The 20,648-nt window shown below is 41.5% G+C and carries 22 protein-coding genes; 12 read left to right on the forward strand and 10 right to left on the reverse strand.

Features of this window, described 5'->3' with window-relative positions; translation table 11 throughout:
* The first annotated feature begins 75 nt into the window (after positions 1–75).
* From folB to MIC7126_RS0103235, 4 genes are all read left to right on the forward strand, one after another.
* Positions 76–450, forward strand: a complete 375-nt coding sequence (gene folB, locus MIC7126_RS0103220; RefSeq protein WP_017651678.1) for a dihydroneopterin aldolase — start codon at positions 76–78, stop codon at positions 448–450.
* A gap of 719 nt (positions 451–1,169) precedes the next feature.
* The gene (locus tag MIC7126_RS0103225; protein WP_017651679.1) at positions 1,170–2,453 is read left to right on the forward strand and encodes a GGDEF domain-containing response regulator; all 1,284 of its coding nucleotides are present in this window, start codon (positions 1,170–1,172) and stop codon (positions 2,451–2,453) included.
* Between the two features lie 42 nt (positions 2,454–2,495).
* Positions 2,496–2,699, forward strand: a complete 204-nt coding sequence (locus tag MIC7126_RS27055; RefSeq protein WP_154655821.1) for a hypothetical protein — start codon at positions 2,496–2,498, stop codon at positions 2,697–2,699.
* 16 nt (positions 2,700–2,715) lie between these two features.
* The gene (locus MIC7126_RS0103235; RefSeq protein WP_017651681.1) at positions 2,716–3,276 is read left to right on the forward strand and encodes a sugar O-acetyltransferase; all 561 of its coding nucleotides are present in this window, start codon (positions 2,716–2,718) and stop codon (positions 3,274–3,276) included.
* Positions 3,277–3,279: 3 nt separating this feature from the next.
* Here MIC7126_RS0103235 and MIC7126_RS0103240 read toward each other — a convergent pair whose 3' ends face one another.
* Positions 3,280–3,663 (reverse strand): calcium-binding protein, encoded by a 384-nt coding sequence (locus tag MIC7126_RS0103240; RefSeq protein WP_026099998.1) that lies wholly within the window; start codon positions 3,661–3,663, stop codon positions 3,280–3,282.
* Between the two features lie 309 nt (positions 3,664–3,972).
* Between MIC7126_RS0103240 and rbsK the strand changes: the two genes are divergently transcribed.
* Positions 3,973–4,908: a ribokinase gene (gene rbsK, locus MIC7126_RS0103245; RefSeq protein WP_017651683.1), complete on the forward strand. Its 936-nt coding sequence runs from the start codon at positions 3,973–3,975 to the stop codon at positions 4,906–4,908.
* 67 nt (positions 4,909–4,975) lie between these two features.
* On the opposite strand, the gene MIC7126_RS0103250 is transcribed toward rbsK, so the two are convergent.
* Positions 4,976–5,866: an alpha/beta fold hydrolase gene (locus tag MIC7126_RS0103250; RefSeq protein WP_017651684.1), complete on the reverse strand. Its 891-nt coding sequence runs from the start codon at positions 5,864–5,866 to the stop codon at positions 4,976–4,978.
* Positions 5,867–5,935: 69 nt separating this feature from the next.
* Positions 5,936–6,436 (reverse strand): HugZ family pyridoxamine 5'-phosphate oxidase, encoded by a 501-nt coding sequence (locus tag MIC7126_RS0103255; protein WP_017651685.1) that lies wholly within the window; start codon positions 6,434–6,436, stop codon positions 5,936–5,938.
* Between the two features lie 246 nt (positions 6,437–6,682).
* Here MIC7126_RS0103255 and MIC7126_RS0103260 point away from each other — a divergent pair, with 246 nt between their 5' ends.
* Together MIC7126_RS0103260 and MIC7126_RS0103265 are read left to right on the forward strand one after the other, a co-directional pair.
* A complete protein-coding gene (locus tag MIC7126_RS0103260) occupies positions 6,683–8,185 on the forward strand; it encodes a CIA30 family protein (protein ID WP_017651686.1) in 1,503 nt (500 codons plus the stop codon).
* Between the two features lie 110 nt (positions 8,186–8,295).
* The gene (locus MIC7126_RS0103265) at positions 8,296–8,643 is read left to right on the forward strand and encodes a hypothetical protein (protein WP_017651687.1); all 348 of its coding nucleotides are present in this window, start codon (positions 8,296–8,298) and stop codon (positions 8,641–8,643) included.
* A gap of 70 nt (positions 8,644–8,713) precedes the next feature.
* On the opposite strand, the gene MIC7126_RS0103270 is transcribed toward MIC7126_RS0103265, so the two are convergent.
* A complete protein-coding gene (locus MIC7126_RS0103270) occupies positions 8,714–10,060 on the reverse strand; it encodes an amino acid permease (protein WP_017651688.1) in 1,347 nt (448 codons plus the stop codon).
* A gap of 428 nt (positions 10,061–10,488) precedes the next feature.
* Between MIC7126_RS0103270 and MIC7126_RS0103275 the strand changes: the two genes are divergently transcribed.
* The gene (locus tag MIC7126_RS0103275) at positions 10,489–11,250 is read left to right on the forward strand and encodes a class II aldolase/adducin family protein (RefSeq protein WP_017651689.1); all 762 of its coding nucleotides are present in this window, start codon (positions 10,489–10,491) and stop codon (positions 11,248–11,250) included.
* A gap of 128 nt (positions 11,251–11,378) precedes the next feature.
* On the opposite strand, the gene MIC7126_RS0103280 is transcribed toward MIC7126_RS0103275, so the two are convergent.
* Entirely contained in the window at positions 11,379–11,642 is a 264-nt protein-coding gene (locus MIC7126_RS0103280; RefSeq protein WP_017651690.1) for a hypothetical protein, read from the reverse strand.
* A gap of 281 nt (positions 11,643–11,923) precedes the next feature.
* Between MIC7126_RS0103280 and MIC7126_RS28995 the strand changes: the two genes are divergently transcribed.
* Positions 11,924–12,109 carry a hypothetical protein gene (locus MIC7126_RS28995; protein ID WP_081602993.1) on the forward strand — a complete coding sequence of 62 codons (186 nt, stop codon included), beginning with the start codon at positions 11,924–11,926 and terminating at the stop codon, positions 12,107–12,109.
* Between the two features lie 573 nt (positions 12,110–12,682).
* Here the strand turns inward: MIC7126_RS28995 and MIC7126_RS0103285 are convergent.
* The 4 genes from MIC7126_RS0103285 to MIC7126_RS0103300 form a co-directional block, all read right to left on the reverse strand.
* Complete coding sequence (locus tag MIC7126_RS0103285; protein ID WP_017651691.1) at positions 12,683–13,120, reverse strand: DUF6918 family protein; 438 nt, start codon at positions 13,118–13,120, stop codon at positions 12,683–12,685.
* Between the two features lie 183 nt (positions 13,121–13,303).
* Positions 13,304–14,524: an aspartate aminotransferase gene (locus MIC7126_RS0103290; RefSeq protein ID WP_017651692.1), complete on the reverse strand. Its 1,221-nt coding sequence runs from the start codon at positions 14,522–14,524 to the stop codon at positions 13,304–13,306.
* Positions 14,521–15,696, reverse strand: a complete 1,176-nt coding sequence (locus MIC7126_RS0103295; protein WP_017651693.1) for an iron-containing alcohol dehydrogenase family protein — start codon at positions 15,694–15,696, stop codon at positions 14,521–14,523. The genes MIC7126_RS0103290 and MIC7126_RS0103295 overlap by 4 nt, the downstream gene beginning before the upstream one ends.
* 618 nt (positions 15,697–16,314) lie before the next feature.
* A complete protein-coding gene (locus tag MIC7126_RS0103300) occupies positions 16,315–16,836 on the reverse strand; it encodes a Ycf51 family protein (protein WP_017651694.1) in 522 nt (173 codons plus the stop codon).
* 671 nt (positions 16,837–17,507) lie between these two features.
* On the opposite strand from MIC7126_RS0103300, the gene cpdA reads away from it, so the two are divergent.
* Together cpdA and MIC7126_RS0103315 are read left to right on the forward strand one after the other, a co-directional pair.
* Positions 17,508–18,305, forward strand: coding sequence for a 3',5'-cyclic-AMP phosphodiesterase (cpdA, locus tag MIC7126_RS0103310; protein ID WP_026099999.1), 798 nt, complete (start codon positions 17,508–17,510; stop codon positions 18,303–18,305).
* A 130-nt stretch (positions 18,306–18,435) separates the two neighbouring features.
* Positions 18,436–18,630, forward strand: a complete 195-nt coding sequence (locus tag MIC7126_RS0103315; protein ID WP_017651697.1) for a heavy-metal-associated domain-containing protein — start codon at positions 18,436–18,438, stop codon at positions 18,628–18,630.
* Positions 18,631–18,724: 94 nt separating this feature from the next.
* On the opposite strand, the gene MIC7126_RS0103320 is transcribed toward MIC7126_RS0103315, so the two are convergent.
* On the reverse strand, positions 18,725–19,138 hold the full coding sequence (locus MIC7126_RS0103320; RefSeq protein ID WP_017651698.1) for a heavy metal-responsive transcriptional regulator: 414 nt from the start codon (positions 19,136–19,138) through the stop codon (positions 18,725–18,727).
* A 390-nt stretch (positions 19,139–19,528) separates the two neighbouring features.
* Between MIC7126_RS0103320 and MIC7126_RS0103325 the strand changes: the two genes are divergently transcribed.
* Positions 19,529–20,617, forward strand: coding sequence for an aromatic ring-hydroxylating dioxygenase subunit alpha (locus MIC7126_RS0103325; protein WP_017651699.1), 1,089 nt, complete (start codon positions 19,529–19,531; stop codon positions 20,615–20,617).
* Positions 20,618–20,648 lie beyond the last annotated feature (31 nt).

Here is a 20,648-nt window from a genome sequence, read left to right on the forward strand (position 1 = left end):
GGGTGAAAATAATTCGTCTTCCTGTTCAACAAATTAAGTAAAATCCAGAATGCAAAATTCGTCCTGATGAGGTTTATGGACTGCATTGATTTAACGGGAATTCGCGCCTATGGCTACACGGGGTATCTGCCAGAAGAACAAGTGCTGGGACAATGGTTTGAGGTGGATGTGAAGTTGTGGCTGGATCTTTGTGTGGCTGGTCGTACGGATGCGATCGCTCATACTCCTGACTATCGTGATGTTATCAGCTTAGTGCAACATCTGGTGAAGACGTCTAAGTTTGCTTTGATAGAGCGTTTAGCTACAGCGATCGCTGACTCTATTCTCCAACAGACCCCGCTTGTCGCACAAGTCCAAGTCAGGGTCACTAAACCTGCTGCACCTATCCCCGATTTTAGCGGCAAAATAACTATCGAATTAACTAGAGTTCAACCCAACTCCAGTAGTTGAATGAGTAAAAGGCTTTAAGCCGAGTGGAGTTTTGGAGTCACTATCGTCTGGGGGAAACTCTAGTCGAGTAGTGGCTCCCCCATTCCCAAAAACTTCGCTTCGCTAATAAATTTTATACACTTAATCCGAGACTGTTTTGAGTTAAAAATCCAAGTTTTTTAGCGCTTGTCTCCTGAGATTAATTAAAAATTTCGTGTATTTTTATACATAATCAAGAAGAAGTTTTTGCTCTTTAGATTAACTTTAAATCATTAACTACATTGATATTATTAAGCTAGTTGTATCGACAATGTATTAAAAATACAGTCATAATATTCATGAATTTCGGGAAATGCTTGCAAGCGCTTAAATAAGTTTATTTGTGTGAGCGCATGAGCAATTGTTAGGTGATTTTCTTGACATAAAAATCCTTCGATAAATTTACGTGAATTCCGCAATTACTTGTGCTCATTATCAATAAAGATTACGAAATTCTCTTAAAGAATATCTTCATCGCTAATAATTGTATGACAATTTACATTTTTCATTTTTATCTTGGGTTATTAACTGGATATTAACTGCATAAACAAGTATAGATATAATGATTGTTAATTATTCAACGTTTTAGTTAATCAAGTACACTAGTCGGTTTACATATTGATTATCATAGAAATATTGATTTTCAGAGTGAGTTAAGACTGAAAGCACAATCTGAACATTAGGAAACAGGTTAGTCTAACATGTTCACCCACAAAATATTAGTTGTTGAAAATGAACAAGTATTAGCATTCAAAATAAGAAATAGTTTACAGAAATTGGGTTATCATGTTCCTGAAATTACTAACTCAGGGGAAGAGGCGCTCAGAAAAATCGCAGACACAAATCCACATTTAGTATTAATTGATATCTGTTTGGCTGGGGAAATTAACGGTATACATGTAGTAGATATTATTCAAGAGCATTTCCAAATACCAGTTTTATATTTAACTGAATATTCAGAAGATATAAGATTACACAAAAAACGACTCAGTGAACCTTTTAGCTATGTGCTCAAACCGTGTGCTGAAAAAGACTTAAAATTTGCCGTAGAAATGGCTTTGTACAAGCACAAAATTTATCAGAGATGTCAGGAAGAAAAACAACGACTAGCGTCAACAATTCAGAGTATGGGTTGTGCTGTGGTGGTGACATTTGCTAATGGCTGTGTCCAGATGATGAATCCCATTGCAGAGGCCCTTACCGGTTGGCTACAAAATGAAGCATACGGTAAAGATTTATCAGAAATTGTCAATTTAGTTGATCGAGACTTAGACGAAGTGATGGGGAATTTAGCCACAAAAGCCATCAAAACTGGACGGGTTTTGCATTTACCAGATAACTGTACTTTAATTACCAAAGATGGTATGAAAATACCTGTTGGCGATTGTGTTGCACCCATCCGCGATGTTGATGGCAATATTAACGGTGCGGTTTTAGTTTTGCAAGATATCACTCAGCGCAAGCAAGCAGAAGCAAAGCTGATGCGCCATGCATGTTACGATACGCTAACTGGATTGCCTAATCGAGTGTTGTTTTTAGATCGATTGAATCAAGCTATTGAGCGAAGCAAACGACGCCACGATTATCGTTATGCAGTTTTGTTTTTAGATTTAGATGGCTTTAAAGGGATCAACGATCGCTTTGGACATGGAATCGGAGATGATTTTTTAGTAGCGATCGCTCGCCGTTTAGAGTTAAGCTTACGTAGCGGCGATACTGTAGCTCGGTTCGGTGGTGACGAATTTGCGCTGTTAATCGAAGATATCAAAGACGTCACAGACGCCACTAATGTAGCCAACCGTATTCAAGAAACTTTAGGTTTACCCTTAAACCTCGATGGAAATCAGATAATTCCTACAGCCAGTATCGGAATTGCTCTAAGCAAACGTGATTACGAAGAACCACACAACCTCTTGCGGGATGCAGACATTGCCATGTATCGTGCTAAACGAGCCGGAAAAGCTCGTTATGGAATTTTTTCTTGAACTGTCAGACTAGGGGAGGTGGGGAGATGGGGAGGTGGGGAGATGGGGAGGTGGGGAGATGGGGAGGTGTGGGAGGTGTGGGAGGTGTGGGAGGTGTGGGAGGAAGGAGAAGACGGGGAAGATTACAAGCGTAAGCATAAGTTCTTCAATTCTTTTTCTCCCCACACTCCCCACACTCCCCACACTTCCCACACTTCCCTACCTCCCCCTCCTCCCCATGCCTATGTTATGATGCGGGTGCGTTAAGGGCAAAAATTCTGTAATGCCAAAAACAGAAAAGCAAAAAATGTTGGCGGGTGAGTTATATTTTGCAGAAGATCCGGAACTGGTGGCTGATAACCAGCGAGCTCATCGCCTTCTGCAGATGTATAATGCGACAACAGCAGGGCAACAGGAACAGCGATCGCAAATCCTTCAAGAACTGTGTGGACACATAGGTAAAAATGCCAAAATTATCCCACCTTTTCACTGCGATTATGGTAGCAATATTTACGCTTGTGACAGTTTGTATATGAATTATGGCTGTATAATCTTAGACGGCAACACAGTTCATATCGGTAATAATGTTTTTTGTGGGCCTTATGTACAGATTTACACCGCCTATCATCCCACAGAACCAGAAGTCCGGTTAACTGGTCAAGAGCTTGCCGCCCCCATCACAATTGGTAATAATGTCTGGATTGGTGGCAATGCTATAATTTGCCCTGGCGTCACGATAGGCGATGGCACTACCATTGGTGCTGGCAGTGTAGTTACAAAAAATATACCCGAAAATGTGATTGCTGCAGGCAATCCCTGCCGCATCATTCGGCATTTACCCTAAAATTTAGAACTTGTAACCTCTCGCTAGCCAATATTGCCAATCTGCGAGCGCTTCAAGGGTGTCACTATCGGTGTCAATTGCTTCTATTTCCGACAACCGAGCTGTAAACACATCTTCATCTTTACCGTCTGGATAGACAACTTCTACAAACATATCTTTTAAGCACTCATCGTCTGGCGCCATTCCCAGCACTTCGACTTGTTTTGTCTGGGGTGTAGGTGAAGTTTTGCGCGCTTTCTTTGTCCACTTGGCGAAAAAAGGAAAATTCAGAGTATCGTCGAGGTAGTCGTACCAACCCAAGGCGCGTTCCTCTTTGTCTTCAGCATCGACAATAATTTCTGTTTTAATGCGATGCTCACGGATTTCGTCGGGTTCAACACTAGGCATAAAATCAAAGCTGGCGTGGTATGCACTTTGATATGGTATATCGTTTTGTCGATTGCCTGTCAATTGACTTTTTGTGGTTTTACCCAACCTTGGAAGGCGTAAATCAGAGAATTATCACCAATTATGAGAGTTTATGCCATAAAATAAGCAATTTTTCCTACTATAGGTAGGTCTGCAACACAAAAATCCCCCAGTGACGAGCTGAGGGATTGATTCTGGAACGCGTACTGTCAGTAATTTTATAGTATAAGTGTACTATAAAAAATAAATTTATACTTAAATTTACAAAAAACTGGAAGAGTCCGGATCATGACTATGATTGTCCTCGGTAGCATCAATCTAGATTTAGTCGCCATCGCCCCTTACTTACCAGTAGCAGGAGAAACGTTGCTGGGTGAAGAATTTTTACAGTTACCGGGTGGTAAAGGTGCAAACCAAGCGGTAGCTTTAGCACGGTTGGGAATCCCTACACAAATGGTGGGACGTGTAGGCGCTGATGGTTTTGGTGCAGAATTAATCAAAAATTTGCAGCTTTCTGGTGTGCAGACTGACAGTATTTTTGTGGATGAAACTGTGAGTTCTGGTGTCGCTATGATTACAGTAGATCATGCTGGTGAAAATCAAATTGTGGTGATTCCTGGTGCAAATGGGCACGTCAATCAGGAAGATATAACTAGATTGTCGCAGTTATTACCAGGTAGTTCAGGGCTACTTTTGCAATTAGAAATTCCCATTCCAACTGTTATAGCCGCTGCTCAAGCAGCGCGGACAGCAGGTGTAAAAGTGATTCTTGACCCAGCACCCGCGCCAGCTAATTTACCTGATGAACTTTATCCGTTGGTGGATGTAATTACACCGAATGCTGTGGAAGCGGGACGGTTGGTGGGTTTTCCTGTGGATGGGGTAGAGTCAGCGTCAAGAGCGGCGACAGTTTTATTGCAGAGAGGGGTGAAATGTGCGATCGTCAAACTAGGTGCTCATGGTGTATTCTGCGCTCAGGGTGAGGAAAATTTCTTTATCAATGCATTTCCTGTGAATACAGTTGATACGGTAGCTGCTGGTGATGCTTTTAATGGTGCCTTAGCCGCTGCATTTTATCAAGGATTATCGCTACATCAAGCGGTGGTTTGGGGTGCTGCGGCTGGTGCTTTAGCCGCTACGCAGCGGGGGGCGCAAACTTCGCTTCCAGATAGGTTGATGTTTGATACTTTTCTTGAGGAACAGGGGATAGGGGATAGGGGATAAGGTCGAAAGTCTGTTGCTGTGTGGGTTTTATATTCGATTTATGTCCTCAACTAGTTGGTGACATCTGCTATACTCTCAAATATTGCTGTAACAAACCAATTACTACCTCTGGTAGTTCTAGATGTGGTATTACTCCAGCATTAGCGATCGCATAAAAATCCCGAATTGCTGGTATATTTAAATTAGCCAAGCGTCGCCCCAGCTTGATACTGGAAAATTGTGCGGCTTCTCCCCAAAAAAACACTGTGGGGATTTGCAACTGTTGAATATATAAACTTAAATCAAAATAAAGATCACCCCGCAAAAATGCTAAAGCTGCAAATTTAGCATTTGGCTGTTGTGCAGAAGTTAAATAAGCTTCCACCATTTCTTGAGAAACTCTTGCTGGGTTCGCAAACAGAAAATTTTGCAGAAAATTCCGCACTGCAAATTCATTTTCCGCACCGATAGCATAAATTAAATTATCCAGGAGCGGTACATTCAGCATTGGTAATGGTAATCTCCGCGCCACACCTTGGCCAAAATCATCGAACCCAGAGGGACAACTGAGAAATAATCCTTGGAATAAATCTGGTTGTTTGATGGCTAGACGAATTGTCAAAGCCGCCGTCAGTGAGGATGCTACAACTTTAACAGGTTGGCGACAAGTTTGAGTGATAAATTCTGCGATCGTGGTGAGATAGTCCCTCACTTGATAATCCCAAACAGGATGAGCCGATTCGCCCCAACCAATCAAATCAGGGGCTAACACACGGTGAGTATTCGCAAATGCTGGATAAACTTTAGACCACTCATACGCAGAAGCCCCACCACCGAAATTGTGGAGAAACAGTAACGGGGGTAAATCTGCTACATCAGCGATCGCCCAAGGTGCATTCGTTTGAGTATAATATACCATCGCCCCAAGGGAGGTGTGAATTACTTTATGTCCAAAGCCAGGAGGTTGAAACTGCAGCATATTAAATTTTCAATTTTGAATACGTTCGCTGTGCTCAGTACAAGCTTTGAATTTTCAATTGATATTAGCTTATCCTTTCGCCTCTCCTGTAATCTGCACAAGTTGATCTAAGTTATCACCACTGATATTATACGCGGCTCCAAACCCCACCACAAAACGACCTTCATCAGGTGTGAGTCGGAAAATCCGAAAATCTGCTAAACCACGCAAAACTTCAATAATATCACCAAAGCGCTCCTGAAATTGATCAACAATTTGCTGCCATTCTTCAGTTTCCCGTTCCATGAGAGTTGCGGTACAATCAAAATTTAAACGGCGTCTGGCAAAAATTTGCTTACTCAAAGATTCGTCTTCAATCAATAAAACACTAACACGCGGATTGACATCAATATTTTTGGTATGAGTCGATAGACCGCTAACATATATATAGATATTTTTTGAGTCATCGCTCACAAAAGGAGCATAACTAGCATTGGGAATTCCTTGTGAATTCACCGTACTAATAATCACGCTGGCAAATCCTGACAAAAAAGTTTTGTACTCTGCTTGAGCTTTTTCTAATTGATTCATAAATAAAATGCTATTACATAATTAACAAGTCAGTAGTTATTCTAACTTTATTTATCAATTTTAGGATTGCATCACTGGGAAATAGGGATTAGGGGTTAGGAAAAAATATTGCGAACGCTCTTCAGGGATTACCAGCAACTGTTTCGTAATTCAAAAATGCAAATCCCCAACTTGTACTGAGCAGAGCGAACGTATCCAAAATTGTCTAAATTGGGCTAGACTAAAGACAGTTACGAGGACGCAATTGTGAGTGACAAAAATCGTTCTCAATGGGACTTAGGCAGGTTCATTGAAACCCTTACCTACTTTGAGGTAATTCCTTTTCTGAACTGGGTACAGCAGTTAATCCAAGGTCGTCCCCAGAAGTATGAAAATCAACCCATTGGAGGAAGCAATGTGGGTGTAATTTTAGTAGCAGGTGCGACAGGTGGCGTTGGTAAGCGCGTAGTCCGACGATTAAAAGCACGAGGCGAAAAAGTGCGATGTCTAGTGAGAGACATCGACAAAGCTAAAGCAATTTTGGGTGACGATGTTGACTTAGTGGTTGCGGATATCACTAAACCAGAAACCCTAACCCCCGTAGTTATGGCAAACATTCAAGCTGTAATCTGTTGTACAGCAGTACGTGTACAACCAGTGGAAGGTGATACAGCAGATCGAGCCAAATATTATCAAGGTGTCAAATTTTATCAGCCGGAAATTGTGGGTGATACGCCAGAAAATGTCGAATATCAAGGCGTGAAAAACTTGGTGGAAGTAGCCACTAAATACCTGTCTAAATCAAACGAAAAACTAATATTTGATTTCACTCAACCATCAACTGAATTAAAAAATGTTTGGGGTGCTTTGGATGATGTTGTTATGGGTGGTGTGAGTGCTAGCAACATTATCTTTGTGGAGAATACAGCTTTATTCACAGGTAATGTTTCCACAGATAATTCTGGGGGATTTGCTTCTGTTAGAACCAAGAATTTTGAGCCACCATTTGATTTATCTGGTTGCGAAGGTGTAGAATTGCGCGTCAAAGGTGACGGTCAACGTTATAAACTCTTTTTGCGAACAGACGCTAAATGGGATGGATTGGGTTACAGTTACTCCTTTGATACGGTAGCTAACACTTGGATAAATATTCGCATTCCTTTTGCAAATTTAATTCCTGTATTTCGGGCAAAAGTTGTTAAAGATGCGCCCTCAATTGATACTCAAAAAGTTTGCTCTTGGCAATTAATGTTGAGTAAATTTGAATATGATGGTGCTCTAAATCCTCATTTTTCTCCTGGTGGTTTCACTTTGCAAGTGGAATCAATTAAAGGTTATAGCCAAAACACTTTACCACAGTTTATTCTCGTGAGTTCTGCCGGGGTAACTCGTCCCGGACGCCCTGGGCTTAATTTAGATGAACAACCCCCCGCAGTCAGATTAAACGACCAATTGGGGGGAATTTTAACTTGGAAATTAAAGGGAGAAGATAGCGTCAGAGCTAGCGGAATTCCTTACACAATTATTAGACCTTGTGCGTTGACTGAAGAATCAGGCGGTCAAGAATTAATATTGGAACAAGGAGATAATATTAGAGGCAAAATTAGCCGTGAGGATGTTGCAGAAATTTGTGTGCAAGCGCTACAACAAATAACAGCATCCTATCAGACTTTTGAAGTCAAATCGGCAGAAAACATTACCAATTCTATAAATTGGGAGTCGCTATTTTCTCAATTACAACCTGATAGGAACGTGGAGAATAGAGAATAGGCTGTTCAGGGTCAAGAGTCCATAGCCAAAAGTTAGTTGTGATTCCTGGCTCTTGACAACCTTCAGGATAAATATACGACTTGAATTTATTAATAAAATAAGTAAATAAAATGTTTAATAGATTATTATTCGCTGCAGTTTTAGTCATTGTAGTTTGGCTAGGCTTATTGTCTAATTCGGCTTCATCGCAACAAGTAGAATCTCGCATTAACAACTTAGAAGCTGACTTTAATCGTTTCGAGTCCAGACTCAACCGATTGGAAGCGCAAATAAATCAAACTCGTCAATCTCCGTCTCCGGGAGTTGCAAACATACCACCATTATCTAATCCTAGACGAAATGTATCACAGTCAGAGCGCGATCGCATGTTTGATCGCCTCGCAACTCTAGTCGTGGAATTGAAGCAACAAGTTAATAAATTAGAAACACGAATTTTGCAGCTAGAATCAACTCGCTGATGATGAGTGGGTAGTCAGGACTTGAATCCTGAATTTTTCAGTCTAAAATGCTGACCACCAACTAATTACTTTACAGCCCACACTTTAATAAAATTTGTTTGACAATCACAATCAAAGTAATTCCTATGATTACCATCAGTGTTAATTTCCCCCCAGGGACAAATGATTGATGATTACTGTCTATAAATTGTTGTTGCTCTCTTTGTTTCCAAGCCATCAATGCGGGAATAATTCCTTCCAAAACAGAAACGCTAAAAGCCCCAGCGTAATCTAAAGCAGTAAAAAAAATATTGGGATTGATGACACCAAAACTCATAGAGGGTAAAAGAATTATCGAATAAAGTGGTAACTGACTCACAGAATAAATCTGTTTGAGCAAGTCAATTTCTCGCAAAAAATCCAACAATCCGTACATCAAGCCAATAAATGAAGTAACGATCGCAAACTCAGAAAACACAGACACCAACAGCGCTAACCATTCTCCCGCACCACCTACGCGCAGAATTTGTAAGGGATCAAAAATAGTTTTCTCATTCAAGGTTTGCTGGATCATCTCCGGACTAACGCTACCCAAAATCACCGCATTCCACGCCAGAAACATGATTAAGGGAATCAAAGAACCAAGCACCAGAGACTGACGAATTTTGCGGCTATCACCTTCTAGTTGTGTCACCACTACTGGTACAACACTATGGAAAAAAAATGCCACAAATATCACTGGTATAGCACTGCCGACAGTACTCCAATTTTGAAATAGAAATTGTGTAGCCTTAACTTGCTCTCCTGCTATTAACAATAATCCCACAAAAGAGGCGATAACAATCGCCATAAAAGTATTATTGAGCTTCTCAATCCACTTCCCTCGCCCCAGATACATCATCCCACCAAATAAGAGTGTAAAAATGGTGATGCCTACCCAACCAGGGAGAATATTTTGTACACCAAATATTTTAGCGATCGCATCTCCTAAAATATCGCCACCTTTAGCTAGGTATGCTATTAACAGAGCGCATTGTAAGAACAAATAAGCACCACCTGCAATCCCCGATCCCACCGGGCCCAAGCTGTGCTCAACCATGGCCAAAATATTGATATTAGTCCGGCCGACAAGACGCATAGTGTTCACCGTCGCTTCTGCAATCAACAAAGCCGCGACTAACGCATACACCCAAGCACCAATCATCAACGCAGTGGATGGTACAACTCCAGATGACATAGTAACCGCAGGTAACGCCAACACACCAGCCCCGACCGTTGTCCCCGCAACCAGAGCCGTGCTTCCAAAAACACTACCTGGTTGATGAGTTAGTTGCTTACCATCAAATTCAATGTGAGAAAATAAGCGAGTGACTTGCTCTTCTTTTGACTGGAGAACAGTCTGTATAGGAGTGATGCTCAAGTATGTATCCAAACTCAAAACTTAATATTAAATTATGTTACCAAAATTAGCAAAAACCCTATTTGCATTCATCGATAATTTAGATTTACAGCGCTATTCCCAGGATATCAATAGACTTATTAGATAAATATTTTTTGTCTCACCCCTCACCCTACACAAGAGTCTGAACATTAGGACTTTTCTCAGAGAATCCATGAACGAACTTATGTTAAAAAACTACGAAAATTTCATTTTATAGTCCTAATCCTTATTTTTAATATAAGTCTAATTAATAGTCCTTATGGTCAAATATTTTTGGTAAATAAAACTAAACAAACTAATTTTTGAAATTGATCCAGGCGACAAAATAACTAGTAATGTAAGAATTAAAGGTAAAAAAATCATTAAGAAGACATGGTTAACTCCATATTCCCATGCTCCTTGTGAAAAGTACGAGAAAAAAGCACATGTCAATATTTAATAGACAACAACCGCCTTTATTTGAGAAAGTTGAAGACGAACGCTTACACCGTAAACAACGCCTAGCAGCCGCCTTTCGTTTATTTGCTCGCTTTGGATTTAGTGAAGGTATAGCTGGACATATTACAGCGCGTGACCCAGAATTTACCGACCATTTTTGGGTCAATCCCTTTGGTACTTACTTCGGACATATCCGCGTCTCCGACCTAATTTTAGTCAATTCAGAAGGCGAAGTGGTCAAGGGCGATCGCCCTGTGAATCGAGCCGCTTTTGCTATTCATTCTCAAATACACGAAGCTCGAACCGACGTCATCGCCGCAGCCCACGCCCATTCAATTTATGGTAAAGCTTGGTCTAGTTTGGGTCGCCTCCTTGACCCCCTCACTCAAGATGCTTGCGCTTTCTACGAAGACCACAGCGTCTTTGAAGAATATACAGGCGTCGTCCTTGATACTTCCGAAGGTAAGCGAATTTCCCAAATCTTAGGAAATAGAAAGGCTATAATTCTCCGTAACCACGGGCTGCTTACCGTAGGACACACAGTAGATGAAGCCGCTTGGTGGTTTATCACCTTAGAGCGCTCCAGTCAAGCCCAACTTCTCGCCGAGGCCGCAGGTAGACCCCACATCATCGAGCATGAAACCGCACGTTTGACACAAACTCAAGTGGGGTCACATCAAGGCGGATGGTTCAGTTTCCAGCCACTTTACGACAGAGTAGCACGGGAAGAACCAGACCTATTTGATTGAGAATGAATTTATAATCGCTATATTTGTGAAACCAGATGAAGTTATAAACAGCTACAAAAATGTATAGAAAACCTGAGTGAAGGAAATCTTCACTCAGACTTTCTCATTTGGCTAATTCTTGTTTCTGCTTATCTATCGTTGAAGTCATCCAAGCGAATATCCTTCCAAATATCGGAAACTTGCCATCCCGAATTACCTACAGATTGAATCATGGGTTGATCGCGCCAAGAAATATATTTGGGTTGTGTATTCTCTTCACTCATTAGCGGCTGCTGCATACCCGACGGTTCCTGCAGATCATTTGCATCGACTTGAAGATTTTCTTCTTCCGTTTCTTCCATGATCTTAATTTTCTCAAGCAGCAACTTTTCAGATTTTTTAATTAGTTTCATATATACCTATCTAGCGTTTTGAGAGATGTACATTAAAAACTGACGGTCTTAACGTGATTCTGAATGAGTCCAATGTAGGCTTTCAAGAATCTTTGGAGAGATCCGCAAGAACTTTCTATAAAGTAAAGTGTGGAAACACTGAACTTGGATAAACTAGGATACAGCAAATTTGTGGAAAACACGAGAGGTTTGCGAAAAAAATTACGAAACTAATCATCAATATTTCCAATCCATCAATCAGCTTGATTTTTGAACTATGCTCCATCTGAGGATTTTGAATAATGTCATGTCAAACTATCTGTAATGACTGTGCTTTCCACACCCAAGTAGAAACGGTGATAGAGTGCACTCACCCTGAAGAATTGGCACTTAACTGTGCCACAGTCATTTTCTGTAATTCGTTTCAACCAGTAGAGGAAGTTGATAGCCCTTGTGTTTCCTGCGGTCAAAATGATGAAGAATTATAACTTGTGCCATTTCCTGGTAATCACGACACCATCAAAGGTAATTGGCAAATACTCTACCTGGGACATTTTTAAAGTTCTTATGTAATTACACATAAACCATAAATATTAGTACTGAATTTAACAGTTTTAAGTATTGACATTTAAACAAAAAGGATCTGGCCAAAATGCCAAATCCTGAATGTGAACTTTATTAATTAAAGTCGGCAGCAACCGCTATCTTCTTTAGTCTTATACCATTTCACGAAATTATTGATACACTCACTTTTCTTGCATCCCCTGCATCCCCTGCATCCCCTGCATCAAGAGCTTGCCCATGTGCATCAATCTTAAAGTGAAACGGTATTATACCAATTCTCTAAATTTTGGCAACACATCAATAACCTGTAAGGGCGAACGGCCGTTCGCCCCTACCAATTTATCTGTTGTCCCCTTTTGGCGAATTGGTATTACTTGTGCTCCCACCGTCTGCAGTTAATCCTGTGGAGACGCTGCATTGCAACGTCTTTAACACAACCACATGTTTAGCGTGTCCAGAAAATTGATATCATCTGGCTGTGCGCTTTCTACGCTGAATCATGCATTTACGTACTTATCAACCACCTTCGCTAAATCTGGTACTGCATCTTCTACGTATTGCTTGGCTGAACTCCGCAGTTTTTCATAAGTACCTTTGACTATTTGGCGCTGCGAGTTGACAACTCTAGCATCAGTAACGCTGAGTAGGGCGTCTGCGGTGCGAGAGCGATTTGCTGCCAAATACCCAGATGGGTCGCCTGTCTGCACACCCTCGTTCCAGATGGGATCTATGGCTGTCAAGGACTGTGGCAGAATCTGTTCTACAACATAGGCGATGTACCCTGGCTTAATTCCTTTCAAAGCAGCAAAAGCAGTTCTCAAGGCAATACCGCTCAATCCTGACTTAGAAGCCAGCTGCGCTTCAATCATTTGGCAACAGTCGTCTATAACTGCAGCTTTTTTTTCTGGATTCGATAGTCCGTTGCTCAGTCCCACTTCACTCCTCCTAAGTTTTGAAGTACCTATGGTCAATTCACTAATTTTCCTAACAAGTAGGAAATTACAGAAATGGTAACAGAGCTAGAGGTGGTTCATGTAGTTATTTTTACGTACTTACAAAAATTTAAGAGAAATATTAAATACTGGGACTAAGGGTTAGGGGCTAGGGAAAGACATTTTTTAGACTCCTGATTCTGAACTGGAGATCATAGCTTGAGGTTGATAGCAGATACCAGCTTGTTTAAATCTGTGTAAAGCTTCACCTAAGCGATCGCAATCTGCAATCAAACTGATCCGCACATAGCCTTCACCCGCCACCCCAAAGGCATTTCCTGGGGTAACGACAACGCCTGTTCGTTGCAAAACGTTCATGGCAAAATCTGTGGAACTCTGATCCACAGGGCATTTCACCCACAGATACATCGTAGCTTTAGTTTTGGGAACATCCCAACCCAACTGACCTAAACCTTGAATGAGAAAATCGCGGCGGGTGCGGTAGCGCTGTTGTACTTCATGCAAATACACATCTGGAAGTTGCAAGGCGGTTTCGGCGGCGGTTTGCAGGGCGGCAAAAATACCGTAATCTAAGTTAGTTTTCAGGGTGCGTAAACCTTGAATCACACGGCAGTTCCCCACCACAAACCCCACACGCCAACCAGCCATGTTGTAGGTTTTGGATAAGGTATGAAACTCGACACCAATATCCTTAGCGCCGGGAATTTCTAACAAACTCGTGGGTTGATAACCATCAAAAGCTAACTCGGCGTAACACAAATCATGCACCAGCAAAATTTCATATTTGCGGGCGAAGGCGACAATTTCCGCAAAAAATTCGCGGGGGGCGGTGGCGGCGGTGGGATTGCTGGGATAATTGAAATAAAGGATTTTGGCTTTTTGAGCAACTTCCTCCGGAATGGCGGCTAAATCAATTAACCAGTCATTTTCTGGTTTGAGAATTAAGCTGTAGACTTGTCCGCCAGCGATTACCGGGCCGCGAAAATGGGCGGGGTAGGCTGGAGAAGGAACAAGCACCACATCGCCGGGGTTGATGTAGGCGATCGCTAAATGAGACAATCCCTCTTTAGAACCGAGTAGGGGTAGAGCCTCACTATCGGGATCAAGCACCACATCATAGCGCCGACGATACCAGTTAGTAATCGCCCGGCGGAAATTGGCTGTGCCTTCAAACGGGGGATAACCGTGATTGGCGGGATCTTGCAAAGCGGCGATCGCTGCTTCCACCACTGGTTGTGGTGTGGCGCCATCGGGGTTTCCCATTCCCAAATCAATTAAATCCAGTCCTTGATCCCTGGCTTTCGCCTTGAGTTCATCTAGACGGGCAAATACATAAGGCGGTAACTTTTGTACGCGTTCTGCCGGCACAATCCAATCGCAACTCATTCTGCAACCTCGTCACTCATTCCTCTAGTTGAGACACGATGAACCGCATCTCGATGATCTATGGGTGCAGTGGTCGAAACCATTGCGGCCATCAATTGTTCCAGTGCGACTTTAAAGGGTAGTCGATGGATATCTGAATGCGGATTGAGGGCGACTTCTGCAGCTATTTGTAACTCGCCCAAGGTGATGTTACCCAATCCCAAATCTGCTAATTTTTGTGGTAATCCAATCTCTGCGTAGAATTTGAGTAATTGTTGTCTGGCAGATGCGGCTAGCTGATTGCCCAGTACCATTTCTTCTAAACGCAGTTGTACCAAAATGCCGTAAGCTACCTTGTCACCATGAATGCTACCATGCCTGGAGATGTGGGTTAAACCGTTATGCACGGCATGGGCAGCGACGGTGCGACACTGGGCGCCTCCCAGTCCCCCGACGACTCCAGCTAATAAGACGGTGGCCTCTACGACTTGTCGCCAAACCTCGCTACCCGGTTCTTTGAGAGCAGCAGTGGCATTTTGCAGTAAGATATCCCGCAAGACTCGTGCTTGCTGGACTGCGGCGATAGTTAATGTGGCTTGGGAATTCCCGCTACTGACTGAAGCTTCGTACCATTTAGCGATCGCATCACCGATACCTGCAACTAGCGTACTTGGTGGTGCTGTAGCTATCAACTCATAATCGAGGATCAATAAATCGGGACATTGAGACAACGCCACATCATACAAAAACGCCCCGGTTTCCGAATACACATTCGCAAGAGCTGACCAAGCGGCACAGGTAGCTGCTGAGGTGGGGACTGTCACCACTGGTAGTTGTAATTGAAAGGCTAGTAATTTGGCTGTGTCTAAGGCTTTTCCGCCACCGACACCGATAATTACATCTGCTTTGTGTTCTTTAACTGAGCGATGTAAAGATTTGAGACTGGCTTCACAGCAATCTACACCATAAGTAGCTGTTGCCAGATGCAGCTTTTGCTTTTCTAGGAATGGTTGGAGGCACTGTTGAGTAATTTTTAAAGTGCGATCGCCTGCCACAATTAAAGGACGACTTCCTAAATGGGCGATTTCTGCTGTCGCTGACGCCCAGACACCAACACCACAAATAACTTTTCCTGGGGCAACTGTTAGCTTTAATAATGTATTAGGAGTTTGAGTAGACAATTGATTGGGCATATAATTAGTTTTTCAAAACCTTGATATTTCTTAACTCTAATTAACATTGTGGCTGAGGAGTGGGAAGCAAAGGCAAAAAGACCCTAATTTCTGGCAATTACCTATTTCTCCATTCGCGCACAAGGCATTAACAGCCCGCTTTAACTTTATAGTGCCCATTCACCTTAAATTCCGAACTATCAAAGTTTTGAACAACCGATGATTAAATTCACAATACCATTCACAGATACTCAGGATGTGAAATCCGCCCGCAAAACTGCCTCAAGTTTTCGCTTTATGGGTGGGGTAATTTCAGACTTCAGACTTCAGACTTCAGACTTCAGACTTCATCCTTTAGTTGACACCACTGAAACAGTATCTTAATCTAAAAATAATAATTTTTGTATAGTACAATACAGCAATTCTTGTGTGACTCCGATAACAGCTAAATTAGCTGAGACTTACAAGAAAATACTTAAAACTAGAATGGCGTTGCTGATGTTAACTGCTTGCATTTCAAAGCAGATACAAGTTACGGCGTGTAGCTACAGTAAATTTAGACGTGACAGAAGCAACATTGAGGTATGGGGGAGCCGCTGCTGATGACGGTTCCCCATCCTCTGCTTGCGGGGGTGGGCTTCAAGCGGTGGGTTGGGGTAATTGAGCAAATTTTTCTGGGTAAATTTCCACAACTACATTTGCGTCTTCACGACTGATGAGCGATCGCTTAATTTGACCCAGGTATACTGGGACAGAAACTCCTGGTTCCGGGTGAATTATAGTCCGGGCGCGGACTGTGAGTTGGTTGTCTTCCCGTGAACCCAAGCGACCATAAGAATACAAATTACTAGCTGCTTGACGTAACGTCGCTTCTAACTGCTTGGGGGTAATTTGTGGTGAAGTAGCGATTACCGCCTGTGTAGCGCCATTGTCATAAACCAAGGTAAACTTGGTCGCACCCGGAATTACAGTCCGACTCAACGGTACCAAGGACAGCGCAAATAAACCAGCAGTCAGTACCAGCATAAACCCAGTCGCACCCACGAGCCGAAAGCGGATGCCCCATTTAAAAATCAAACCCACTACTGTTAGAGCAGCTAATATCAAAACGATGATACCCGACCATTGGGTGTATTGCAGAAAGTCAGCTGTTGTGAGCATAAAGTTAGTGACTACGGCTTTAGTGTTTGATGAACAGTATAGTCATTTTACCCAGTACTTACACCCTAAAGACTGCTGCCATATTAAAGTTGACGTCACATGAGTCAGCTATTAAGGTAGTATTTAATACTTTAGGTATAAGCAAGATTAACAATCCCCTTGTCACCGAACGAGCGAGAAATAATCTGATGACAACACTTTATGAGGTAATAGGAAATAGACAACATTAAACCTCTTGCAAAAGTACCTTTTCTACTCTCTGTTAAGAGTTCCCTGTTCCCGACTTCTGCAAGAAGTCTATTATATAAATTTTGCTTAAGGAGATTTATTTTATCCGGAAAGTTAACAGCCACAACAGCAATAACACACATTAACAAAGCAAAAACCGCGCACATACAGCGATCGCCCCACATGTCTTGGGCAAAAAATGAGTTTCCTGTCGCTTTCGATAAATATCTGTCTGGAGATGGATGAAAAAAACTAATTTATGTAATTTACATATGTATAATTTTCAGTTTATTACTAACTAAGAAATCAGGTAAGGTATGGATTAGCTCCAGCCTATGATTTATCCCCACTTACCGACATTGGTTTTGCTCTTTGAGTAGCAGCCAAGCATTTTCCTCCAAGGAGGATATTGTATTAAAACGCATAAATTATCAACAGCAAACATACATCAAGTGTCCCCCTTATTAATTGCTCAAGTAACAGACATACATCTGTTTGCCGAAGAAGATCATCAGCTTCTGGGAATGCCTACCACAAAATCTTTCCAAGCGGTTATAGAGCGGTTAGAAGATTTACAATCAGAGGTAGACATAATATTACTAACTGGGGATTTATCAGGGGATGGCAAACCAGCATCCTATGAAAATTTGCAAAATCTACTACATCCATTGCAAATACCTAGTTACTGGATACCGGGAAATCATGACAGTGCGATCGTCATGAATGAAGTGCTAAATTTAGGCATGATTTCACGGCGTAAATCTTTTGAGCGCGGGAGTTGGAATTTTATTTTACTCAACTCCTCTTCTCCTGGGTGCGTACACGGCTATTTGACAAATGAAACACTAGATTGGCTAAATACAGAACTAAAAACCCTGAGTCATAACCCCACTCTCATTGCGCTACATCATCCACCTTTACGAGTCAACTCTCAGTGGTTAGACACTAGTGTGCTGCAAAATCCTCAAGAACTTTTCGCTGTTCTAGATTGTCACCCGCAAGTTAAATTAGTTTTATTCGGTCACATTCACCAAGAATTCCAGTACCAGCGCCACCACGTCAATTACCTCGGTACTCCTTCGACCTGTATTCAATTCAAATCGCAAAGCCCAACTTTTGCAATTGAGCATAAAGCTCCAGGGTTTCGGTTGCTCAAGCTCTACCCCAACGGTACCTGGGAAACTTGGGTTGAGAGAGTTCCTTTCGTTCACCGATTGGAATTGACAGCAACAGGATATTAATGTCAACAAATTTGAAATTTTGTAAAAAACTTTTCTGATACCCTAGACTCTCCAGGTGAATAGAGAGTTTAGGATAAATTTGGCGTCATTTTTAGCTGCACCCATCATCATTTAATTCCCTCTTAAACTTATGACACTTAAACTCACTGTTCCCAACATGGCTTGTTCTGCTTGTGCAAATAACATCACAAACGCACTGAAAGCAGTTGATGTCAATGCTGCTATTGAAACAGATACCACCACTAAACTAGTTACTGTAGACACTCAGGCTTCAGAAACAGCAATTAAGCAAGCATTAGCCGCTGCTGGTTATCCAGCTAACTAACTCGAAAAGTAAAAAGTAGCGCCGCTAAATTCTTTAATTTGTGCTGGTTTCCTACTTTTTACTTTCTCAAGAAATACAGCATATTTTAGGAAAATTAAGGCTGAATAATAGGACAAATTTTATCTTCATACTTCGTATCAACATTCTGCCAACCTGATAGCAACACACCTATTTCTGATTTTAAAGTTAACAATTGTTCAATTTGCTGATCAATGTGTAGAATCTTTTCTTGCAGCTTTTCTTTAATTTCGCCGCAAGGGGGTTGACCTTGGTCATAGACCTTGAGCACATCTTTGATTTCTTCCAAGCTTAATCCTAGGTTTTGCATTCTTTTAATGAAGGACAGCCGAGTCACCACATCTACGGAAAACTGGCGGAACCCCCCCTCAGTTCTGGCTGATGACTTCAATAAACCTAAGCTCTCGTAGTAACGAATTGTCCTAATGGGAACGCCGCTCAAAGCTGTGACTTGTCCAATCAAAAGCAGTTTTTCATCTTGAGTTAACATGGTAGTGCCAGATGCTAAATTTTTGTATTTATTTCTACAATAATTGTCAAGGGTTGAAGAAATCAGCTAACTTAGCAAAATTTCCAAAAAACTTAATTCTTGAATTCTGATAATTTACAAATTTATTTCACCGAATTTTAGTAGCTAAAACTAACACCATTGGCTTGAAAACTTTCGCCATAAATTTCTTAAACAGTTTCTCTGACTGAGTTTGATAATTTAATATTTTCTCAATTTGTATCCAGAACCAAATTACTTGGCTCGGAAAGCAGGCATAAATTACAAATTACTTGTGAGCATCAATAGCTAGCGTAACTCTGATTACATTTTTAGGGCAGCAAAATTAGGAACTATATAATTAACCGCTTCACTTTAAGCGCAACCCTAAAAATGAATTTCAATTCGCAGAATATTAACTCAAATCGCAAACCAAAAATTTTCAATAATCCAGAGCGTTTTATCGAGGGATGGTATTGGGCAATGCCTGCTGGTGATTTGCAGGTAGGTGAGGTCAAAGCTGTAAATTTATTAGGTAGAGAACTAGTAATTTATCGAGGTAAAGACCGCCAAGCAGTTACTTTTGATGCTTATTGTCCGCACATGGGTGCTCACCTTGCGGAAGGAAAAGTTGAGGGTAATGAATTACGCTGTTTTTTCCATTATTGGAAATTTGATGGTGGCGGGTTTTGCGTTGATGTTCCCTGTTTAGATGAGCCGCTATCTATTAAGTTAAAAGCTTGGCCGACGGCGGAAAAATATGGGATGATTTGGGTGTGGACTGGAGAAGTTCCCCTACAACCGCTACCTTTTGTACCGGAGTTAGAACATCAAGAATATCGCAGTATTTTTGGTTCTCGCTTCTTGACTAACTGTCATCCACATGTCGTGTTGATTAATACTATTGATGCTCAACATTTTAATACTGTTCACAAGTTTTTATCAGAAATTGTTTTTGAAAAACAAGACCTGAATCAAAATGCAATTATTTTCAAAAATATTACACCTAGTAGTGAAGATGCTTTATTGATTAAACTTATCCGTCCCTTTTACAAAAATTCTTTAGCTTACCATGTTTGTTATTGGTATGGCAGCATTGGCACGGCAACATTTGGCCCTGATTTTTGCCATTTGCATATGATGTTTGCTCTGCGTCTCGTTCCTGGGGGGAAGGCGGAAATTCAATCTATCTTAGTTACTAAGAAACACCGGGGTCTTTTTGGTTGGGTATATGATCGGTTTTTGTTGGGGATAACTCAGATTGTGGGTAGATATTTTCTCAAGGATGATATCAATATTTTTCGGACAATTAAGTTTGATTTGAAAACTCCAATCAAAGCAGACCAATCGATTGTACAGTTTATCAATCATTTAGAAAAACAGACTAGTCTTGATTGGGGAACTTGGCAGCAAACGCGTTTTGTACGTGAAGAAGAAGGTAGGGATGGTAGGGATAAATGGCGAGATGCGCTGAATGATTGAGATGAATTGAGGCTAATTACTTTTTAGGCTA

It is taken from the genome of Fortiea contorta PCC 7126 (genome assembly GCF_000332295.1).
Lineage (GTDB): Bacteria > Cyanobacteriota > Cyanobacteriia > Cyanobacteriales > Nostocaceae > Fortiea > Fortiea contorta.